Origin of the sequence: Accumulibacter sp. (genome assembly GCF_016789985.1) — a bacterium.
In the GTDB taxonomy this organism is placed as follows: Bacteria; Pseudomonadota; Gammaproteobacteria; order Burkholderiales; family Rhodocyclaceae; genus Accumulibacter.
Genome location: NZ_JAEUOL010000045.1, coordinates 1 through 17,215, shown reverse-complemented (window position 1 = coordinate 17,215; position 17,215 = coordinate 1). Strand labels below are relative to the sequence as shown.

The following is a 17,215-nucleotide window of genomic DNA, read 5'->3' as shown; positions in this document are numbered from 1 at the left end:
AACAACGTAGAATTCTAGCATGGCGAACAGCGCAAACTCCCCACCAAAGCCCCCCTTCGTCACCTTCGAGGGCAGCCCGTTTCGGCTCTACCAGCCGTTCCTGCCCGCCGGCGACCAGCCGGAAGCGATCGACCGGCTGCTCGCCGGTCTGCACGACGGACTCGCCTTCCAGACCCTGCTCGGCGTTACCGGCTCCGGCAAGACCTACACCATGGCCAACGTCATCGCCCGCAGCGGTCGCCCTGCGCTGGTCCTGGCACCGAACAAGACGCTGGCGGCACAGCTCTACGCCGAATTTCGCGAGTTCTTTCCCGACAACGCCGTCGAGTATTTCGTCTCCTACTACGATTACTACCAGCCGGAGGCCTATGTTCCGGCACGCGACCTCTACATCGAAAAGGACTCGTCGATCAACGAGCACATCGAACAGATGCGTCTCTCGGCGACCAAAAGCCTGCTCGAAAGACGCGACTGCGTGATCGTCGCCACGGTATCGTGCATCTATGGCATCGGTGACCGCGACGAGTATCACAAGATGATCCTCACCATGCGCGTCGGCGACCACATGGGCCAGCGCGAGATCATCAAGCGCCTGACCGAAATGCAGTACGGACGCAACGAAACCGACTTCCGTCGCGGCAGCTTTCGGGTGCGCGGCGACATCATCGACGTCTTTCCGGCCGAGCACGCCGAACAGGCAATCCGCATCTCGCTGTTCGATGACGAGATCGAGGGCCTGCAACTCTTCGACCCGCTGACCGGCCACCTGCAGGGCCGGCTACTGCGCTTCACCGTCTTCCCTTCGTCGCACTACGTGACACCACGGGCGACAGTCCTGCGGGCCATCGAAGCAATCAAGCGGGAACTCACCGGACGAGTTGCCCTTTTCAACACTGAAGGACGTCTGGTCGAAGCGCAACGCATTGAGCAGCGCACCCGCTTCGACCTGGAGATGCTCGACCAGGTGGGCTTCTGCAAGGGCATCGAGAACTACTCGCGGCATCTGTCGGGACGGCAGGCCGGCGAGCCACCACCGACGCTGATCGACTACCTGGCCAACGATGCCCTGATGTTCATCGACGAATCGCACGTCGCCGTTTCGCAGGTCGGCAGCATGTACAAGGGCGACCGTTCGCGCAAGGAGAACCTGGTCAACTACGGCTTCCGCCTACCCTCGGCACTCGACAACCGGCCGCTGAAGTTCGCGGAATTCGAAGCGCTGATGCGCCAGACCATCTTCGTTTCGGCCACGCCGGCGGATTACGAGGCCGCCCACCAGGGACAGGTGGTCGAGCAGGTCGTCCGCCCGACCGGTCTGGTCGACCCGCGCCTCATCGTCCGCCCCGCCTCGAGCCAGATCGACGATCTGCTTTCCGAGATCCGCCTGCGCGTCGCTGCCGCGGAGCGCGTGCTGGTGACCACCCTGACCAAACGCATGTCCGAGGACCTGACCGACTATCTCAACGAACACGAGGTTCGGGTGCGCTATCTGCATTCCGACATCGACACGGTCGAACGCGTCGAGATCATCCGCGACCTGCGCCTCGGCAAGTTCGACGTTCTCGTCGGCATCAACCTGCTGCGCGAGGGACTCGACATCCCGGAAGTCTCGCTGGTGGCGATTCTCGACGCCGACAAGGAAGGATTCCTGCGTTCCGAGCGCTCGCTGATCCAGACCATCGGCCGGGCCGCCCGTCATCTGCATGGCACCGCGATTCTCTACGCCGACCGGGTGACCGGCTCGATGCAGCGCGCGATCGCCGAGACGGAGCGGCGAAGGCTGAAGCAGCTCGCTTTCAACGCGGCCCACGGCATCGTCCCGACCGGCGTCAGCAAGCGCATCACCGACATCATTGACGGGGTCTACGACGCCGACAGCGCGCAGCGCGAACTCAAGGCGGCGCAACAGCAGGCGAACTACGAGGCGATGAGCGAGAAGCAACTGGCGCGCGAGCTGCGGCGACTGGAAAAGGAAATGCTCGAGTGCGCCAGAAACCTGGAGTTCGAGAAGGCCGCCGCGGCACGCGACGAGCTCTTTCGCCTGCGCAAACAGGTGTTCGGCATCAGCGGCGAGGAAGCGAGTCTTGCTGCAACCTGACGTCGGTCAGCGCGCACGTTGCTCGCGCTGACCGACGCTGCCGGACGACCCGCTTTCAAGCACCCCCCCGCGCTGCCGGCGAGTTGACCACCCGGCGCAACAGCCCTGGCCGACACGCTGGCGCTCAGCGCAGAAACTCGCGACTGATCTCGCGGAACAGGTCGCTGCCGGCCTGCCGCAACCACTCGAACGCGACCATCTCGCGCGACACGATATCGGCTCCCTGAGCACGCATGCGCTCCACCGCGAGCGCCTTGTCACTGCTCCGCCGCGAACCGATCGCCTCCTCGACGACGAACACGCGACGACCGGCGGCGAGCAGGTCCAGCACGGTCTGCTGCACGCAGACATGTGCTTCGGTGCCAGCAACGACGAACTGCGCGCGCTCGCCGCCCGGCAACTGGAACAGCGTTTCCTCGGCCACAGCCGAGAAATGCATCTTCTCGACCACACACTCGTCCGGCAGCAAGCTGCGCAGGGTGGCCATGGTCGGCCCCAGACCGCGGGGATACTGCTCGGTGCAGATCACCGGAACACCCAGACGCTGCGCCACCCGGGTCAGCCAGATGCCCGCCTCGAGCACCATTGCCGCGTCATGGATGGCGGGTTGGAGTCGCTCCTGCAAATCGATCAGCAGGAGGACGGAACGATCGGCACGCATCAACATGAGAAAAGCCCTCCGCAATCAAGCTTCCACGCAGGAAACCTGCGCAGCACCACTCCGACGACCCGCACGCCCGGCCGACCAGCCGGCAGGGCAGCTACCCCTGTCGTCCACGCGGTCCTGCGGCCGGTGGACCGGCCGCCGCCGCATCGACGGAAAGTCGAATGGACATCCGCTGTCGGCAGCGATAGTAATATGCGCCGCCGCACTCGCCAAGCATCCCGCATCGCCCATGCGCCAAACCCAGCACGGTGCTCGAGCCCGGCCGCCTCCCCGACGCAGCACCGCCCCCGCCGCGGCCTGCGGCGGGGGCCCGAAAAATATGCTGCACCGCATCAATCCATGCTATATTTCATCGAGGCAGGAGCTGCCTGCCGGCGCGCAGATTGACCCCCCCATGTACATCGTCGATGATCCCACACTTGCTCTGATCTCCCGTTTCGTGGGTGGTGCCGAGCGCCCTGACCTTTCCGATGAGGAGTTTTTCCACCAGCAACTGTCGGCAATCGAAGCGCATGTCCAGCGCTTCCCGGAAGCGGAGAGGGAATCACGCGCGCTGGAGTGGATCCAGAACAACGCCCGGCAGTATCGCCAGCAGTGGCAGAAACAGGCGGCGACCGAGCTTCTCGAAACTTCCCGTTGCCCTGATTGCCCACTGGCAGGCGGTGACCAGCAGACGCCCTGTGCCATTCACAGGCATTGGCTGGCACTGCTCAATCGCTATGTGACGAACCGGCTTTCGTCGCACGAGTATGTGAAGAAAAGCCTGGAGTTGCTCGCTGCGTACAAGGATGGCTTGCGCGTCCGGCATGCGCGTGCAGGAGAAGGACTGCGCTGCGGGCAGCCGGCGGCCGGATTCCTGCCCGGCGCAACCGATCAGCAATGCAACGCTGCGCTTTCCGGCAGCCCTGCGGCGAACTCCACGCCAGCCAGTCGACACGACGACCGGCCGGCGCCGCAACGGCCATCCAGCGTCAACCACCAGAACGGCTATTGGCAAGCTCCCAGAGCGGGATCGTGACCCGCTGCAATTGCTCGATCTCGCTCTGCCAGGCGACAACCTGGCGCCTCAACTGATCAAGCTGGGGCTCGAGCAGATCGAAGTGCTGCGCCGCGACCGTCAGCAGATGGCCGCGCCGTGCAAATGCCTCGGCTTCGGTCGCACCGAGAGCAAGCACCTCGGATGCCGGTTTCAGCAAGAGCAGGGCAGCGGCGAACTGGTCGCGGCAGGGCGCCATGTGGCGCGCCAACTCGTCGAGGGCGGCCAGCACCTGCGGCGCCTGCGCAAGAACCAGTTCGAGGGCCGGTTTGAGTCCCGTCGGGGAACCTCGTCGCAGCAGTTTCCACAGCCCGCTCGCCGCCATCGCCAGATGGCACTTCTCGATCAGATCGCCGACGTTCCAACCGGCAACGACGGCGGTCAGCCGCTGCAGTTCACCGGTGATCGTCTCGCTGCACCGCAACAAGGAAGCACCCCAGGCGGCCAGCCTTGACAGTTCGACCGGCAACAGCTCGCGGATCGCCTCGTCGAGAACCGCGAGCTGCCGGGTGCTCGGTTGCGGCAGCGACGCCAGTACGCGGCGACGCATCTGCTCAAGGTCGGAGCCCTTGCCCCCGTCAAACAGCAGCGAGGCCGGGGCGTATACGGCAGCGGCGGCGTCCGGCGCCCGGCTCTCGGCAAGGACCAGCGGCTTCACCGACGGCCGTGCCACTGGCGCCGGGGGCAACGTCTCCGGCAACTCCAGTGGCGTGACGCGCGCCCTCTGCCCTGCCGACGCGGTTGCCTTGGCGAGCGCCGCCGACGCCGGCGGCAGATCGAGCGGGCGCACGCGCAGCGGCTGCGCCAGATCACCTCCCGGCGGACCGGCCGCCGGCGGCGCAGCATCGGTGGCAGGCAGGCACGGCCGGGTGACCGCCGCTTCGCTGAACAACGGGCGAGGGCAGGGCTCAGGCGTCGAGGCCATAACCCTGCACGAAATCGACCAGATCCCGCTGATAGCCGGCGCCAACCGCCTGGAACTGCCACTCGTTGTCGGCACGGAAGAGCGATCCGATCTGAACGGCCGTCTGGCCGGCAAACTCCTGATCAAGGTCGTACTCGGCCAGCACTTCGCCGGTCTCGTCGTTATAGACCTTGAGATAGGCATTGTGCACCATGCCGAAGTGCTGGCGACGCGCCAGCGCCTCATGCATCGTGACGATGAACGAGACCTCGACCGCATCTTGCGGAGCGGCCTCGAGGTCGACCTTCAGCGTTTCGTCGTCACCTTCGCCGGCACCGGTTCGATTATCGCCAGTATGGGCAAGGAAACCCTCGGGGCTCTGCAGGTTATTGAAAAAGACGAAGTGCGCATCGGAGAGACAGACCGGATTGCCGCCGACGGTCTTGAGGACGAAAGCACTGACGTCGAGATCGCACTGCCCGATGACGCGCGTGATGTCCCAGCCGATTCCGACCCGCACGATGCGCAGCCTGGGCGCCGCCTTGGTCAGGTTGATGCCCTGCCCCTTTTTCAGATTGATCGCCATGTAGCGCTCCTTTGCTCAGAATGACAGCGATGAAACAGGGCCTTGCACACGAACGACTGCCGGTGGCTCAGAGCCGGCGCAGCCAGTCGCAAAGTTCACTGGTCAGCAAAGCCTCGTAGATTGCCTCATCGGCAATCCTGAGGTCCGGGAAGTGACAGAAACCGGCGTTCGGGAGATCTTTCGCCATTTTCTTGATGAAGCGAAAATCCGTATCGTTGCCGATGCCGACGAGTTGCCAGTAGATCGGATACTTCTGCGCCTCGCGCAGGATCCTCTCGGCCTCGGCTGCATCGTTGTTGTCGCCATCGGTGAGGAACAGGCACAGCGCTGGGAGCTGGGTGTCCTTGACCATGCTTTGCTCAACTTTCCTGAACAGCCCGAACAGCCCACCGGAACCGGCTTTCTGCGCTTTGCGAAAATAGGCGTCGAGCACCGCATTCATCACCGGCGCGTAGTTGGTTCCGCCCCACTTGTCGACCGCCGGATTGTCGAGGATCGCCTGCTTGACGTAGTGACCGTAATCGGCCGCTCTGGCCACCGGCGGCGTCGAGTACTTCTGGTTGAAGGTCCACACTTCCATTTCGCCGTTGTCGTCGAAGGTTCCAGCAATCGCCAGCAGGCGGTCTACCGTTTCCTGGACGAGACCATCCTGGTACTCGTTCTGCATCGAGCCCGAGATATCGATGCACAGCCCGACCCGGCAGCGCGGCACCTGCGGCAGGGCACGCTTCTCGAGCACGATGCGGGTCTTCTTCTTCAGATCGATCAACGACATGACTGATCCTTTCTAGGTCGATTTCTGGAAACGGGCGAGCAGTTCGTCCCGCATCGCGGCAAGCTTGACATCGCTTTGCGCACGCGCCGCCGTTGCCTCTTCGTTGATCTTGTGCATGTCCTCGAAAGCGCCGAGCAACTGCTTCTGCACATGTTCGAGCGTCTCCATCTCGACCAGTGCCCGCTGGTTGGCACGCGCAATATCCGTGGTGTTCTGCCGCAGCAGGTCGGCATTCTTGCGCAGAGCGGCGTTGGTGGCATCGTCGACCGCTGCCACCAGTTCCGCCGATCGCGCCTGCTCCTCCATCAGAATATGTAGAGAGAACTGCTTTTTCCAGGCCGGAATGGTGACCGCGACGATATCCTGGAACTTGGCGATCAACATCCGCGCGTTGTTCTGCAGCAGCCGAATCTCGGGGGCCGTCTGCAGGGCGATCATCTGCGCCCGCTTGAGGTCGTCGATCCGCTTATCGAGGCGCAGGGCCAGCTGGTGCCGATCGGCCACCGCCTGCGCTGCCATCGGATCGCTGCTTGCCGGGGTGCCGCCGAGTTCCTCATGCAGTGCCACGAGGAGCTGTTGGCCGGTATTCACCGCCTCGCCCAGCGCGTTGTACTCCTCGCCATTGGCGACGTACATCTCATCAAGCTCGCGAATTCTTTGCTCGTAGGCCCTCGCCGATCGTTCGAGCTCACCGACCAGCGCGTCGAGCTGGCCGGACACCGAACGAAACTGTGACTTCACCTGTTCCTTGGCAGAAATGAACAGACCCTTGAGCTTGCCCAACAGTGACCTGTCGAACAACAGTTTGGGATCGAGTTGCTGGGCGGTGGCGAGCAGATGGCTGAGCGAGATCCCGAACTGCTCGCTGCCGCTGCCGCGCACCATGCCGAGCAGTTGCTCGGAAATGGCCGCCACCCGGCGCGTGGACTTCTCGCCGAGCGCTGCCAGGTCTGATTCGCTGACACTGACCCGCGGCAGCGGCGCATCCAGAACGGCGCCCAGCGAAGCCACCGGCGCGGTCAGGCCGGCACCGTCGGGGATCACTTCTCCCGCCGGTGGCAGACTGACCACCGGGGTCGCTGACGCGAATGGTTTGCTGGCAGGAGCAGCATCGGCAAACAATGGTTTCATGGCGCCTCCCGAAATGCCAGGGGTGTCAGAAAGGTCAACGTCGGTCGGCAACTGCAGCTTTGCCCAGGAGTCGCCCGTCCGGCTCCGCGTTGCCGCAGTATAAGATGCCCGCGGCAGACGGGAAAGAGGCCCGACGATGACTCGCGCCAGGCGCCCGCAGCAGTACCCGCCGGCCTCACCCGGGCGCCTGGCGCCACGCAGCCGCTACCAGTTGGCCGGCGCAAGTGGCGTAGCGAGGCAGGTCAATGACTCGCGTGCGGTTCGCCGAGCAGTTCGCCGAGCACATACGGCAGGATGCCACCCGAATGGTAATAGCGGACTTCGATCGGCGTGTCGATGCGGCAAAGCAGGGGTCGCTCGACACGTTGCCCGTCCGCCCGCACGACCACCAGGGAAAGCTGCTGCAGCGGCAACAGAGCCGGGCCGAGACCGAGGATGTCGAAGGTCTCGTCGCCACGCAGATCGAGCGTCACGGCCGAGTCGTCGCCAACGAACTGCAGCGGCAGCACCCCCATGCCGACCAGATTGGCCCGGTGAATCCTCTCGTAACTGCGCGCGATCACCGCGCGCACGCCGAGCAGCCGCGTGCCCTTGGCCGCCCAGTCGCGCGACGACCCGGTGCCATACTCTTCCCCGGCAATCACCACGGTCGGTGTTGCGCGTTCAAGATAGCGCATGGCTGCGGCAAACACCGTTGTCAGTTGCCCGTCGAACAAGGTGTATCCGCCTTCGGGACGGCGACCGCTGGCATCGGGCGGCAGCATCAGATTGCGAATCCGCACATTGGCGAAAGTACCGCGCACCATCACTTCGTGATGGCCACGACGTGCGCCATAGGAATTGAAATCGCCGCGCTCCACTCCCTGTTCGCGCAGCCAGGCTCCGGCCGGGGTCGCCTCGCCGAACGAACCGGCCGGCGAGATGTGATCAGTGGTCACCGAGTCACCCAGGATCAGCAGCGCACGGCTCCCCCGAATGTCGCCATCGGCCTGCTCCGGCAATTCGAAGAACGGCGGGCGGGCGATATAGGTCGACAGTGGCCAGTCATAGACCTCGCCAACCGGCGCCGGAATCGCCTTCCAGAGCTCCTGGTCGGCACCGACGTCAGCGTAACGCCGGCGGAAGGTGTCCGGGTCGAGGGCGAAGGGCAGGACCGCATTGATTTCGTCCGAAGTCGGCCAGACGTCGCGCAGATAGACCGGCCGCCCGTCGCTGCCGCTGCCCAGTGGTTCATGCTCGAGGTCGATATTGACCCGGCCGGCGATGGCGAAGGCCACCACCAGTGGCGGCGAAGCGAGGTAATTGGCCCGCAGTCCGGGATGGATACGCGCCTCGAAATTACGATTGCCGGAAAGCACCGCGGCGGCGATCAACTGCTGCTCGGCAATTGCCTTGTTGAACGCCGGATCGAGGTCACCCGCATTGCCGATGCAGGTCGTACAGCCATAGCCGGCAAGCGCGAAGCCGAGTTCGGCGAGCGGCGCCAGCAGACCGGCCTGCTCCAGGTAATCGGTCACCACCCGCGAGCCCGGTGCCAGCGAGGTCTTGATGTGCGGCCTGACACGCAGGCCTTTTTCCACCGCCTTGCGGGCGAGCAGACCGGCAGCGATCATCACCGCCGGATTGCTCGTGTTGGTGCAAGAAGTGATCGCCGCAATCAGCACGTCGCCATGGCCGAGATCGATTCCCGGCCGCTCGGTGGCGTAGCGTTGCGCCAGCGTGCCGGGCGGCCGCCCAAAGCCATCGGCTGACTCGGGAGCACCCAGCAGTTCATTGAAACGGCTCGCCATATCGGGCAGTGCGATACGATCCTGCGGCCGCTTCGGACCCGCCAGCGACGGCACGATGGTCGACAGGTCGAGCCTTACGCTGCGCGAGTAGTCGATCTGACCGGCGCGCGGCATGCCGAACAGACCCTGTGCACGGAAATAGGCCTCGAACAGCAGACAGTCCTCTTCGCGGCGCCCGGTGCTGAGCATGTAGCTGACCGTTTTCTCATCGACCGGGAAGAAACCCATCGTCGCGCCATACTCCGGCGCCATGTTGGCCAGCGTTGCGCGATCGGTCACCGAGAGGGTGCTGGCACCTTCACCAAAATATTCGACGAAAGTACCAACCACCTTCTCGCGGCGCAGCAACTCGGTGACCGTCAGCACGAGGTCGGTCGCCGTGACGCCCTCGCGCAAACGACCGCGCAGTTCGACACCCACCACGTCGGGGGTCAGAAAATAGACCGGCTGACCAAGCATCGCTGCCTCCGCCTCGATGCCGCCGACGCCCCAGCCGACGACGCCGAGCGCGTTGATCATCGTGGTATGCGAATCGGTACCGACCAGCGTGTCGGGAAAACACAGGCACCCGGTCGGCGTGTTCTGCCGGCGCACACCATGGAACAGATGTTCGAGGTTGACCTGATGGACAATGCCGACACCCGGCGGCACGACACGAAAGGTCTCGAAGGCCTGCATGCCCCATTTCATGAACTGGTAGCGCTCGCGGTTGCGCTCGAACTCGCGCCGCATGTTCTGCTGCAGCGCCTGCGGCGTGCCGTAGTAATCGACCTGCACCGAGTGGTCCACCACCAGATCGACCGGCACCAACGGCTCGATGCGTCGCGGTTCCAGCCCGCGCGCCGCTGCCACATGACGCATCGCCGCCAGATCGCAGAGCAGTGGCACGCCGGTAAAATCCTGCAGCACGACACGCGCGACGACAAACGGTATCTCTGCACTGCGCGGTGCGTTTGGCCGCCACCCGGCCAGTTCGATGACATGTCGCTCGCTGACGCGCTGCCCATCACAATGTCGCAGCAGTGCCTCGAGAACGATGCGCAGGGACACCGGCAGACGTCCGACATTGCCGACCCCCGCCGCCGCCAGCAACGGCAGGGAATGGAACAGGACTTCCGGCTGACCGGGCGGCGTGAAACGTGAAAGCGTGTTGAACGATGAGTGGGACATGCATTTTCTCCAGCCAATGAACTGCGGCGCGCATACAACGTACCAATACTGACAGCGCGCCGGAGGGCTCGTTCCGCCGCCGGGCCAGCCGGCCGACGACGTTCGGGACCGGCGCCAAGGACTCCGATGCTTCTGATGCTATCCTTCCGGTTCGCTCCGGCTCGCTTGACCGGGCAGCTTCGTTTGATGGCACCCTCAACTCCAGGAGTTCACAATGGCAGCGAAGAAGATACTGATGCTCACCGGTGATTTCACCGAGGACTATGAAACCATGGTGCCCTTCCAGGCCCTGCTGATGATCGGCCACACGGTACACGCCGTCTGCCCTGGCAAGCAGGCCGGCCAGCAGGTGCGCACCGCAGTGCATGACTTTGCCGGCGACCAGACCTACAGCGAAAAGCCGGGACACAATTTCACGCTCAATGCCGATTTTGACGCCGTGCACGCCGAGGACTACGACGCACTGCTCATCCCCGGCGGCCGCGCGCCCGAATACCTGCGCCTCAATCCGGCCGTGATCGCCACTGTCCAGCACTTCGCCAACACTGGCAAACCGATCGCGGCGATCTGTCACGGGGCGCAACTGCTGGCTGCCGCCGGGGTCCTCGGTGGCCGTTCGTGCAGCGCCTATCCGGCCTGCGCGCCGGAGGTCCGGGCGGCGGGCGGCAGCTATGCGGAGATCGCGCTCGACCAGGCCCATGTGGATGGCAATCTGGTCACTGCACCGGCCTGGCCGGCGCATCCCGATTGGCTGGCAAAGTTTCTGCAGGTTCTTGGAACGCGCATCGAAACGTGAACCTTGCAGAGCGGCGGCTGCTTCCACGCAGCTTGGCTGGCCCACACCCCGGGCGCCGCCCGCAAGAGGATTGACGGCCAGGGGCGGAAGCCGGGATACTCCCGCGTCCCGCCTCCGATCTCCGCCACCCACGCTAGGCCGGGCAACCAGGAGCGGCAGGGAACCCCGCGCTGACCGACGAACGAGAAGGCTGATGGAATCCGAAGAACTGAGCTTGGGCGATGCGTCGCTGATCAACACGACCTTCCTGTTTACCGACATCGAAGGCTCGACAAGCCTCTGGGAAAGCGAGTCCCAAGCCATGCGCGTGGCTCTGCAGCGGCACAACGCCCTGCTCTCGGCAGCGATCCAGCGCCATGGCGGCTGCGTCTTCAAGACCGTCGGCGATGCCTTCTGTGTCACTTTCGACGATGCCGCCGCCGCGCTCGGGGCAGCCTGCCAGATCCAGATGAGCCTGGCCAGCGCAGAGTGGCCGACCCGCACCCGCCTGCGCGTGCGCATCGCCCTGCATAGCGGCCCGGCATATCTGAGCAGCGGCGACTACTTCGGCCGTACGCTCAATCGTGTGGCCCGCCTGCTTGCCGTGACCCACGGCGGGCAGACCCTGCTTACCTCGGCCAGCGAAGCGCTGGTGCGCAATACGCTGCCCTCCGGCATCAGCCTGCGCGACGCCGGCATGCTGCGCCTGCGTGACCTGGCGCAACCGATGCACGTCTTCCAGCTCGTGCATCCCGGGCTGCCACCAAAACTGCTTGAACTGAACGACGCATCCTCCGGCAACAAGCTGACCGCAGAACCGCTGGCGCGCTGCCGGCCGATCGACGTTTACGAGGTGCCGACCCTGCCAACCGTCGTGATGCAGGCGCTCCGGATGATGCAGGACCCCGATAGCGACGCCAGGGCCATCGAACGGGTGATCGTGCACGACCCGGCGATCTCGGCCAAGATTCTGCGCGTCGCCAATTCGGCATTTTTCGGCTTCTCACGCCGCGTCGGCACCATTGCCGACGCGGTTCGCGTACTTGGCTTCACCAACGTACAGGGCATGCTGATCTCGGTCGGCGCCTTCGATGCCTTTCGCACTGAACGGCTGAACCTGGTTGATTTCTGGAAGCACTCGATCGCCACCGCCACCGCCGCACGCTCCCTGGCGGCAGCGGTGCATTGCCCGGCCGACGAAGCCTTCATGGCCGGCCTGCTGCACGATATCGGCAAGCTCATTTTTGCCGTCCAGGCCGAGTCGAGTTACCAGCATGTACTCAAGCTCGAACGTGAATCGGCGATCGGCAGCCTCGAGGCCGAACAAACCTTCTTCGAGTTCACCCATCCCGAGGTCGGACAGTTGATCGCCGAGCGCTGGGACCTGCCAGCCAGATACGTCGCCGCCATCGCCTACCATCACTCGCCGGCCGAAGCTGGCGAGGAATGCGTCCTCTGTGGTCTGATCGGCCTCGCCGACCGGGCAGCCCACGCCGCACTCGACGGAGCGGCGGCGCGCAGCGCCGAGCCAACCACCGAACTCGACGCCATCGGTCTCGATTCAACGCACTGGAACGACTGCCTGCGTCATCTGCAGGAGGCGCAGGCAACCATCAACGGCTTCGTCGGCGCAATCCGCTGAGCAGCCCCCCGACAAGCGGCGACCGGGCACCGTGCCTGCCCCTTCACCGCTGGCCGGCCACGCGACGCGCCGCACCCAGCCTGCACTACCGGGCAGTCGCCAAGAGGGGTCCGCTCAATCGGCCAGCTCTTCCTTGGCCGCTTCAACGTCCAGGCGCTCCATGGCGTCCATCGGAACGCAGGCAGCAGCTTCCTGGTAGAGCCGTTCCGCCTCGGCCATCTTCGCTTTACCGAACATCAGGACCAGCGCGTTGGCGTACTCGATACGGGTGATCGCGGAGTCCGGATTGAGTTTGAGGGCGGTGGCCAGGAGCTCCTTGCCGGTGTCCTTCTTGGCGCCATAGGTGATTCCCCCAACCAGTGCTCCCACCTTGTCGATCACCTCGGCGTGGTAGGCCCCCAACGCGACGCGCGCGTCGGCATGCGACGGCTCCAGCTCGATCGCTCGCGTCAGGCTGTTCCTGATCTTGCCGCCCAGACCCTGGGCCAGTGCCTTGACCACCGAAATGCTCTGACTGTAACGGCCGAGTGCGAAGGCATGCAGATACCAGGCGTTGACATCGCTCGGCGTCTTTTCCTGCTGCTCCTCGCAGCGCTGTGCAACCTCGGTCAACAGGCTGCGCTTGTGCTCGTCGTCGGTCTCCAGGTAGCCGGCGTAGATCGTTGCCGCCTTGTTGGCCACGTTGTAGCCGGCAAGGCCGCAGGCCAGACCATTCTCGATCGCCTGGCCGAAATCGCCGGCATGATAGCTGCGCCAGGCCTCCTGCACCTTCGCATCGTCCGGGAAAGGTTCGCAGTCACCGCGATGCAGGCGCGCCCAATTCTCTTTCAGCGCTGTGCCAGCATAACTGTATGTCTTGTCGGGATAGGGAAACTTGTGCCAGGCCATAGCCCATTCCTCCAGGTTAGAGAAGCATTGTCGTCCGCAACCGCCTACGCCGCGATGTACTCTTGCGACAACCTCTCGAGCAGCCCCCTCGATTCGCCCACCAGGAACGGCGAGACCAACGCCATCACCTGATATACCCCGCGCCCGATACGACCACTCTCCACTTGGCCGCGCGGGTCGCAGGTGTACTCGTAGGACAGCCAGTAGGTGGCAAGCACCGTCATGTTCGTCGCCAGTGCACGCAGCTCTTCACTGCTGGCGCGCATCGCGCCCGCCGCAACCAGACCTTCGCAGAGGATCGTCGCCGTCCGCACCTTGTGGGCAAGAATTCGCTTGAAATGGATCTCGAGCAGGCGGTTGCGCGTCAGCAAGTCGTTCAGATCGCGGTACAAGAAACGGTATTTCCATATCTGCTCAAAAAGGAGATGCAGGAAGAGCCAGATGTCTTCCACATCCGCCGGCCGTCGGGTCGGTGTGGCGAGCGTTTCCTCGATTTCTCGCTCGAACACGACAAAGATCGACTCGAGGATTTCGTCCTTGTTGTGAAAATGATAATACAGGTTACCCGGACTGATGTTCATCTCGTCCGAGATGACCGTGGTGGTGACGTTCGGCTCACCAAAGTCGTTGAACAGGCGCAGGCTGGTTTCGATGATGCGCTCGCGCGTGCGTCGTTTCGGTTTTCTCTCCATCGATTCTCCGTCGTGATCTCTCAGCGGCGGCGAGGATAACACTCAGTCCGGCAGCGGGAAATCCTCCGCCTCACCGCATGCGACCCGGGTGGCGCGCCACGGACCAGCCGACGATCAGGCACCTTGTGCCTGCAGCCAGACTTCCAGATCGTGCAGCGAGGCGTCGAGTGCGCTGGCGCTGGTTGCCAGATCCGGACGGCGCTTGTGCGGCAGCAGCGAGCGACTGTGATCCTTGAGCACTCCCAGATCAAGCTCGATCCCGTGCCGGGCGAAGATCGGCCGCAACTCGTGGCGCCGCCGATAAAGCTCGCTGCGCGTCCGTTGATAGGCATGTTCGCAGAGGCGACTGCGGCCACGATAGCTGAAGACATTGGTAAAGAACATGTCGGCATCGTCCCGTGTCGGTTCGAACAAAACCACATCCCGACCTTCGAATTCGTGGCGATAGCGATCCATGCCGGTGCGCATCCGGGAGTGAATGATGGCGCGGAAAGTCTGCGACAGAACAACCGGCAAACCGCCGTCGACCAGGTGTTCCGGCGCCGGCGTCGGATTCTGGTGCAGCGGACGCTTGGCCGCCAGACGTGAGTCAAACGGCACCAACGGGTTGATGCAGATGAGCAGTTCGGCACCGGCCTGCAGTGCAACCGAAGCATGCAGGGTCTTGATCAAGGCGCCATCGACGAAAAAACGGTCGCCGATGGTGACCGGCGGAAAGAGTCCAGGCAAGGCGGCACTGGCCTGTACGGCCACCGAAATCGGCACCTCATCATGCCCCTCGGACCCGAAGGCAATCGACTCCCCGGTATCGAGGTCAGTCGCCACAATGAACAGGCGATGTTTCAACTGGCGAAAATCGTTGGTTCGCCCCCCGGTCGAGAACAGTCTGCGCAGCAACTGATCAATGCCGGCGCTGTTGAAGACGCCCGCCGGAATGGCATGGCTCAAACCCTGAAACGCCTCCACCAGGCGGAGATGCCATGGGTCCGACAGATACTGGCGCAGGGATGACCAGAATAGCACGGGAAGCGCCAGTGCCCGTCGCAGATATTCACCGAACGCCGGTCGCAGAAGCATTTCGGGGTCGAACACCTCGTCGCTGTCATCCTCGACCAGCATCCGCGACAGCTTGTCGGGTCCGAGACCGTTGGCGACAGTGGCCGAAATGAAGGCACCCGAGCTGACCCCAACATAGATATCCAGGTCGGTGAAGTCGACACCGACGAGCGCTTCGGCCAAGGCGGCCATCGCACCCACCTCGTAGATTCCACCGACTGGACCGCCACCGGCGAGGGCCATGCCGATCCTCGTGCGTTGCTTGGCAACATCCATGGAGTGCACTCCTTTATCGTTACGCGGTCCATTGACTGGAGCGGCCGTTGCCGCTCACGGACAGCCTGCTGCCCGGCGACCACTGCTGCCCGCCGGGCGGTCGGCCCGGCGGGCAGCAGTCGCGCACCTGCTGGAACGTTTGCGAGTCGGGCGCGCCGAAGCCTGCCCCACCCGGGCCCGGGCCCTGCGACGCAGCGGCTTACTCGGCCGGCTGCGGAATGGTATTGAGCACGTCGGCCGGGGTAACCGGTGCGACCGGCTTGGCGGCTGGCCGGCGGGTCGTCGTCCTGGGCTTGGCGGCTTGCGCAGCAGTCGGCTCGGCAGTATCTGCTTCGCCCTCCACAGCCGGTTTGGGAAGCGTTTTCCCCTCGCTCAGCGCCTGGACGGCAGCACTCAGGTCGACAACGCGCTTGGACAGCCGGTCAATATCCTGCTTGCTGGGTACGCCGAGGCTCCCCAGGGCACGTGCGACACGATCCTCGAACACCTGCTCCAGCCGATCCCAGGTTCCCGCCGCCTTGCCGGCGACCTGCGCAATCCGCTCGTCGGTCACCTTGCGCGTTTTCGCCTGGATGTTCTCGCCTTCCTTGACCAACGCATCGAACACTTTGCCGCCTTCTTCCTGCGCCTTGGCAAAAGCGCCCAAGCCCGCCAACCAGATCTGCTGCGCCGATTCCTTGACCGTCGACGCCAGTTGGTTCTCGCTCACGCTGCCAGCCAATTCCTTGAGTTTCTTGCCCATTTCCATCTCCTTCAACGGATTGATCAAAAGGTCAACAAGTTTTCTGCTTGCCCTTGGAAGAGAGTCTAGTGACAATATCTAGAGGACGCACACTAAAGGCCAGCGGAATGGTCTTGCAGCCACGGCAGTCCGGCAAGCAAGAGAGGCGGCAGAGGACAATGAATCTAGGGAGACAGCCATGAATTACTTCGTTACCGGCGCTACAGGCTTCATCGGCAAGAGACTGGTGGCAAGACTGCTCGCGCGGCCCGGTGCAACCGTTTATTTCCTGACCCGCAGCAGCGAACAGCCGCGACTGCAGGAATGGTATGACTACTGGGGCTGTGACAGAAGCCGTGCCATCCCGATCGTCGGTGATCTGACACAGGCGGGCCTGGGTGTTTCGGAGGACGACATCGGCAGACTGCGGGGCCAGATCGAACACTTCTTTCACCTCGCCGCAATCTATGACCTCAAGGCGAGCGCCGAAGAGCAGCAGCGTGCCAATGTGGATGGCACGCGCAACACCGTTCGCCTGGCGGAGGACATTGGTGCCGGGCGCTTCCACCTGGTCAGTTCGATTGCCGCCGCCGGCCTCTTCGAAGGGCTCTTCCGCGAAGACATGTTCGACGAGGCGGAGAATCTCGAGAACCCGTATTTCCGCACCAAGCATGATTCCGAAGGTATCGTCCGCCGGGAGTGCACGATTCCCTGGCGCATCTTCCGCCCGGCGATCGTGGTCGGCGACTCGCGAACCGGCGAAATGGACAAGATCGACGGCCCGTACTACTTTTTCAAGCTGATTCAGAAGATGCGCAAGATGTTTCCCGCCTGGATGCCGACAATCGGCATCGAAGGCGGGCGCATCAATGTCGTCCCGGTCGATTTCGTCGTCGCAGCCATGGACCACATCGCCCATCTGGCGAACGAGGACGGTCAATGCTTCCATCTGACCGACCCGACGCCGATGCGCGTCGGCGACCTGCTCAACACCTTTGCCCGCGCCGC

The 17,215-nt window shown here is 63.9% G+C and carries 15 protein-coding genes; 5 read left to right on the top strand and 10 right to left on the bottom strand.

The annotated features are described in order from the left end of the window. The first annotated feature begins 19 nt into the window (after window positions 1–19). Window positions 20–2,098: an excinuclease ABC subunit UvrB gene (gene uvrB / locus JNK99_RS02500; RefSeq protein WP_291848175.1), complete on the top strand. Its 2,079-nt coding sequence runs from the start codon at window positions 20–22 to the stop codon at window positions 2,096–2,098. 124 nt (window positions 2,099–2,222) lie between these two features. Here uvrB and JNK99_RS02495 read toward each other — a convergent pair whose 3' ends face one another. After that, window positions 2,223–2,765: a hydrolase gene (locus tag JNK99_RS02495; RefSeq protein WP_291848172.1), complete on the bottom strand. Its 543-nt coding sequence runs from the start codon at window positions 2,763–2,765 to the stop codon at window positions 2,223–2,225. A gap of 394 nt (window positions 2,766–3,159) precedes the next feature. Between JNK99_RS02495 and JNK99_RS02490 the strand changes: the two genes are divergently transcribed. Next, window positions 3,160–3,783: a hypothetical protein gene (locus JNK99_RS02490; protein ID WP_291848170.1), complete on the top strand. Its 624-nt coding sequence runs from the start codon at window positions 3,160–3,162 to the stop codon at window positions 3,781–3,783. Here the strand turns inward: JNK99_RS02490 and JNK99_RS02485 are convergent. The 5 genes from JNK99_RS02485 to acnA form a co-directional block, all read right to left on the bottom strand. Beyond that, window positions 3,737–4,693 carry a hypothetical protein gene (locus tag JNK99_RS02485; RefSeq protein ID WP_291848167.1) on the bottom strand — a complete coding sequence of 319 codons (957 nt, stop codon included), beginning with the start codon at window positions 4,691–4,693 and terminating at the stop codon, window positions 3,737–3,739. The two genes, JNK99_RS02490 and JNK99_RS02485, sit on opposite strands and share 47 nt — an antisense overlap. 16 nt (window positions 4,694–4,709) lie before the next feature. Next, window positions 4,710–5,291 (bottom strand): TerD family protein, encoded by a 582-nt coding sequence (locus tag JNK99_RS02480; protein WP_291848164.1) that lies wholly within the window; start codon window positions 5,289–5,291, stop codon window positions 4,710–4,712. Window positions 5,292–5,358: 67 nt separating this feature from the next. Beyond that, window positions 5,359–6,066 (bottom strand): VWA domain-containing protein, encoded by a 708-nt coding sequence (locus JNK99_RS02475; RefSeq protein ID WP_291848161.1) that lies wholly within the window; start codon window positions 6,064–6,066, stop codon window positions 5,359–5,361. Between the two features lie 12 nt (window positions 6,067–6,078). Next, a complete protein-coding gene (locus JNK99_RS02470; RefSeq protein WP_291848158.1) occupies window positions 6,079–7,197 on the bottom strand; it encodes a toxic anion resistance protein in 1,119 nt (372 codons plus the stop codon). A 242-nt stretch (window positions 7,198–7,439) separates the two neighbouring features. Continuing rightward, complete coding sequence (acnA, locus tag JNK99_RS02465) at window positions 7,440–10,157, bottom strand: aconitate hydratase AcnA (RefSeq protein ID WP_291848155.1); 2,718 nt, start codon at window positions 10,155–10,157, stop codon at window positions 7,440–7,442. A 214-nt stretch (window positions 10,158–10,371) separates the two neighbouring features. On the opposite strand from acnA, the gene JNK99_RS02460 reads away from it, so the two are divergent. After that, complete coding sequence (locus JNK99_RS02460) at window positions 10,372–10,953, top strand: DJ-1/PfpI family protein (RefSeq protein ID WP_291848152.1); 582 nt, start codon at window positions 10,372–10,374, stop codon at window positions 10,951–10,953. A 193-nt stretch (window positions 10,954–11,146) separates the two neighbouring features. Then, on the top strand, window positions 11,147–12,574 hold the full coding sequence (locus JNK99_RS02455; RefSeq protein WP_291848150.1) for an HDOD domain-containing protein: 1,428 nt from the start codon (window positions 11,147–11,149) through the stop codon (window positions 12,572–12,574). A 114-nt stretch (window positions 12,575–12,688) separates the two neighbouring features. Here the strand turns inward: JNK99_RS02455 and JNK99_RS02450 are convergent, their stop codons facing one another. The 4 genes from JNK99_RS02450 to JNK99_RS02435 all read right to left on the bottom strand — a co-directional run bounded on the left by JNK99_RS02450 (window position 12,689) and on the right by JNK99_RS02435 (window position 16,228). Then, window positions 12,689–13,462 carry a hypothetical protein gene (locus JNK99_RS02450; RefSeq protein WP_291848147.1) on the bottom strand — a complete coding sequence of 258 codons (774 nt, stop codon included), beginning with the start codon at window positions 13,460–13,462 and terminating at the stop codon, window positions 12,689–12,691. Window positions 13,463–13,506: 44 nt separating this feature from the next. Next, on the bottom strand, window positions 13,507–14,154 hold the full coding sequence (locus JNK99_RS02445) for a TetR/AcrR family transcriptional regulator (RefSeq protein ID WP_291848144.1): 648 nt from the start codon (window positions 14,152–14,154) through the stop codon (window positions 13,507–13,509). Window positions 14,155–14,268: 114 nt separating this feature from the next. Next, complete coding sequence (locus tag JNK99_RS02440; RefSeq protein WP_291848141.1) at window positions 14,269–15,486, bottom strand: patatin-like phospholipase family protein; 1,218 nt, start codon at window positions 15,484–15,486, stop codon at window positions 14,269–14,271. A gap of 199 nt (window positions 15,487–15,685) precedes the next feature. Next, window positions 15,686–16,228: a phasin family protein gene (locus tag JNK99_RS02435; protein ID WP_291848138.1), complete on the bottom strand. Its 543-nt coding sequence runs from the start codon at window positions 16,226–16,228 to the stop codon at window positions 15,686–15,688. 178 nt (window positions 16,229–16,406) lie between these two features. On the opposite strand from JNK99_RS02435, the gene JNK99_RS02430 reads away from it, so the two are divergent. Continuing rightward, window positions 16,407–17,215: SDR family oxidoreductase (locus JNK99_RS02430; protein WP_291848135.1), on the top strand; the 809-nt coding region annotated here is incomplete at its 3' end.

What these genes read in the sequence shown, in the direction of transcription:
- JNK99_RS02475 (WP_291848161.1), bottom strand. Translation starts at nt 6,066, where the DNA reads ATGTCGTTGATCGATCTGAAGAAGAAGACCCGCATCGTGCTCGAGAAG.
- JNK99_RS02470 (WP_291848158.1), bottom strand. Translation starts at nt 7,197, where the DNA reads ATGAAACCATTGTTTGCCGATGCTGCTCCTGCCAGCAAACCATTCGCG.
- JNK99_RS02450 (WP_291848147.1), bottom strand. Translation starts at nt 13,462, where the DNA reads ATGGCCTGGCACAAGTTTCCCTATCCCGACAAGACATACAGTTATGCT.
- acnA (WP_291848155.1), bottom strand. Translation starts at nt 10,157, where the DNA reads ATGTCCCACTCATCGTTCAACACGCTTTCACGTTTCACGCCGCCCGGT.
- JNK99_RS02435 (WP_291848138.1), bottom strand. Translation starts at nt 16,228, where the DNA reads ATGGGCAAGAAACTCAAGGAATTGGCTGGCAGCGTGAGCGAGAACCAA.
- uvrB (WP_291848175.1), top strand. Translation starts at nt 20, where the DNA reads ATGGCGAACAGCGCAAACTCCCCACCAAAGCCCCCCTTCGTCACCTTC.
- JNK99_RS02490 (WP_291848170.1), top strand. Translation starts at nt 3,160, where the DNA reads ATGTACATCGTCGATGATCCCACACTTGCTCTGATCTCCCGTTTCGTG.
- JNK99_RS02495 (WP_291848172.1), bottom strand. Translation starts at nt 2,765, where the DNA reads ATGTTGATGCGTGCCGATCGTTCCGTCCTCCTGCTGATCGATTTGCAG.
- JNK99_RS02460 (WP_291848152.1), top strand. Translation starts at nt 10,372, where the DNA reads ATGGCAGCGAAGAAGATACTGATGCTCACCGGTGATTTCACCGAGGAC.
- JNK99_RS02480 (WP_291848164.1), bottom strand. Translation starts at nt 5,291, where the DNA reads ATGGCGATCAATCTGAAAAAGGGGCAGGGCATCAACCTGACCAAGGCG.
- JNK99_RS02445 (WP_291848144.1), bottom strand. Translation starts at nt 14,154, where the DNA reads ATGGAGAGAAAACCGAAACGACGCACGCGCGAGCGCATCATCGAAACC.
- JNK99_RS02455 (WP_291848150.1), top strand. Translation starts at nt 11,147, where the DNA reads ATGGAATCCGAAGAACTGAGCTTGGGCGATGCGTCGCTGATCAACACG.
- JNK99_RS02440 (WP_291848141.1), bottom strand. Translation starts at nt 15,486, where the DNA reads ATGGATGTTGCCAAGCAACGCACGAGGATCGGCATGGCCCTCGCCGGT.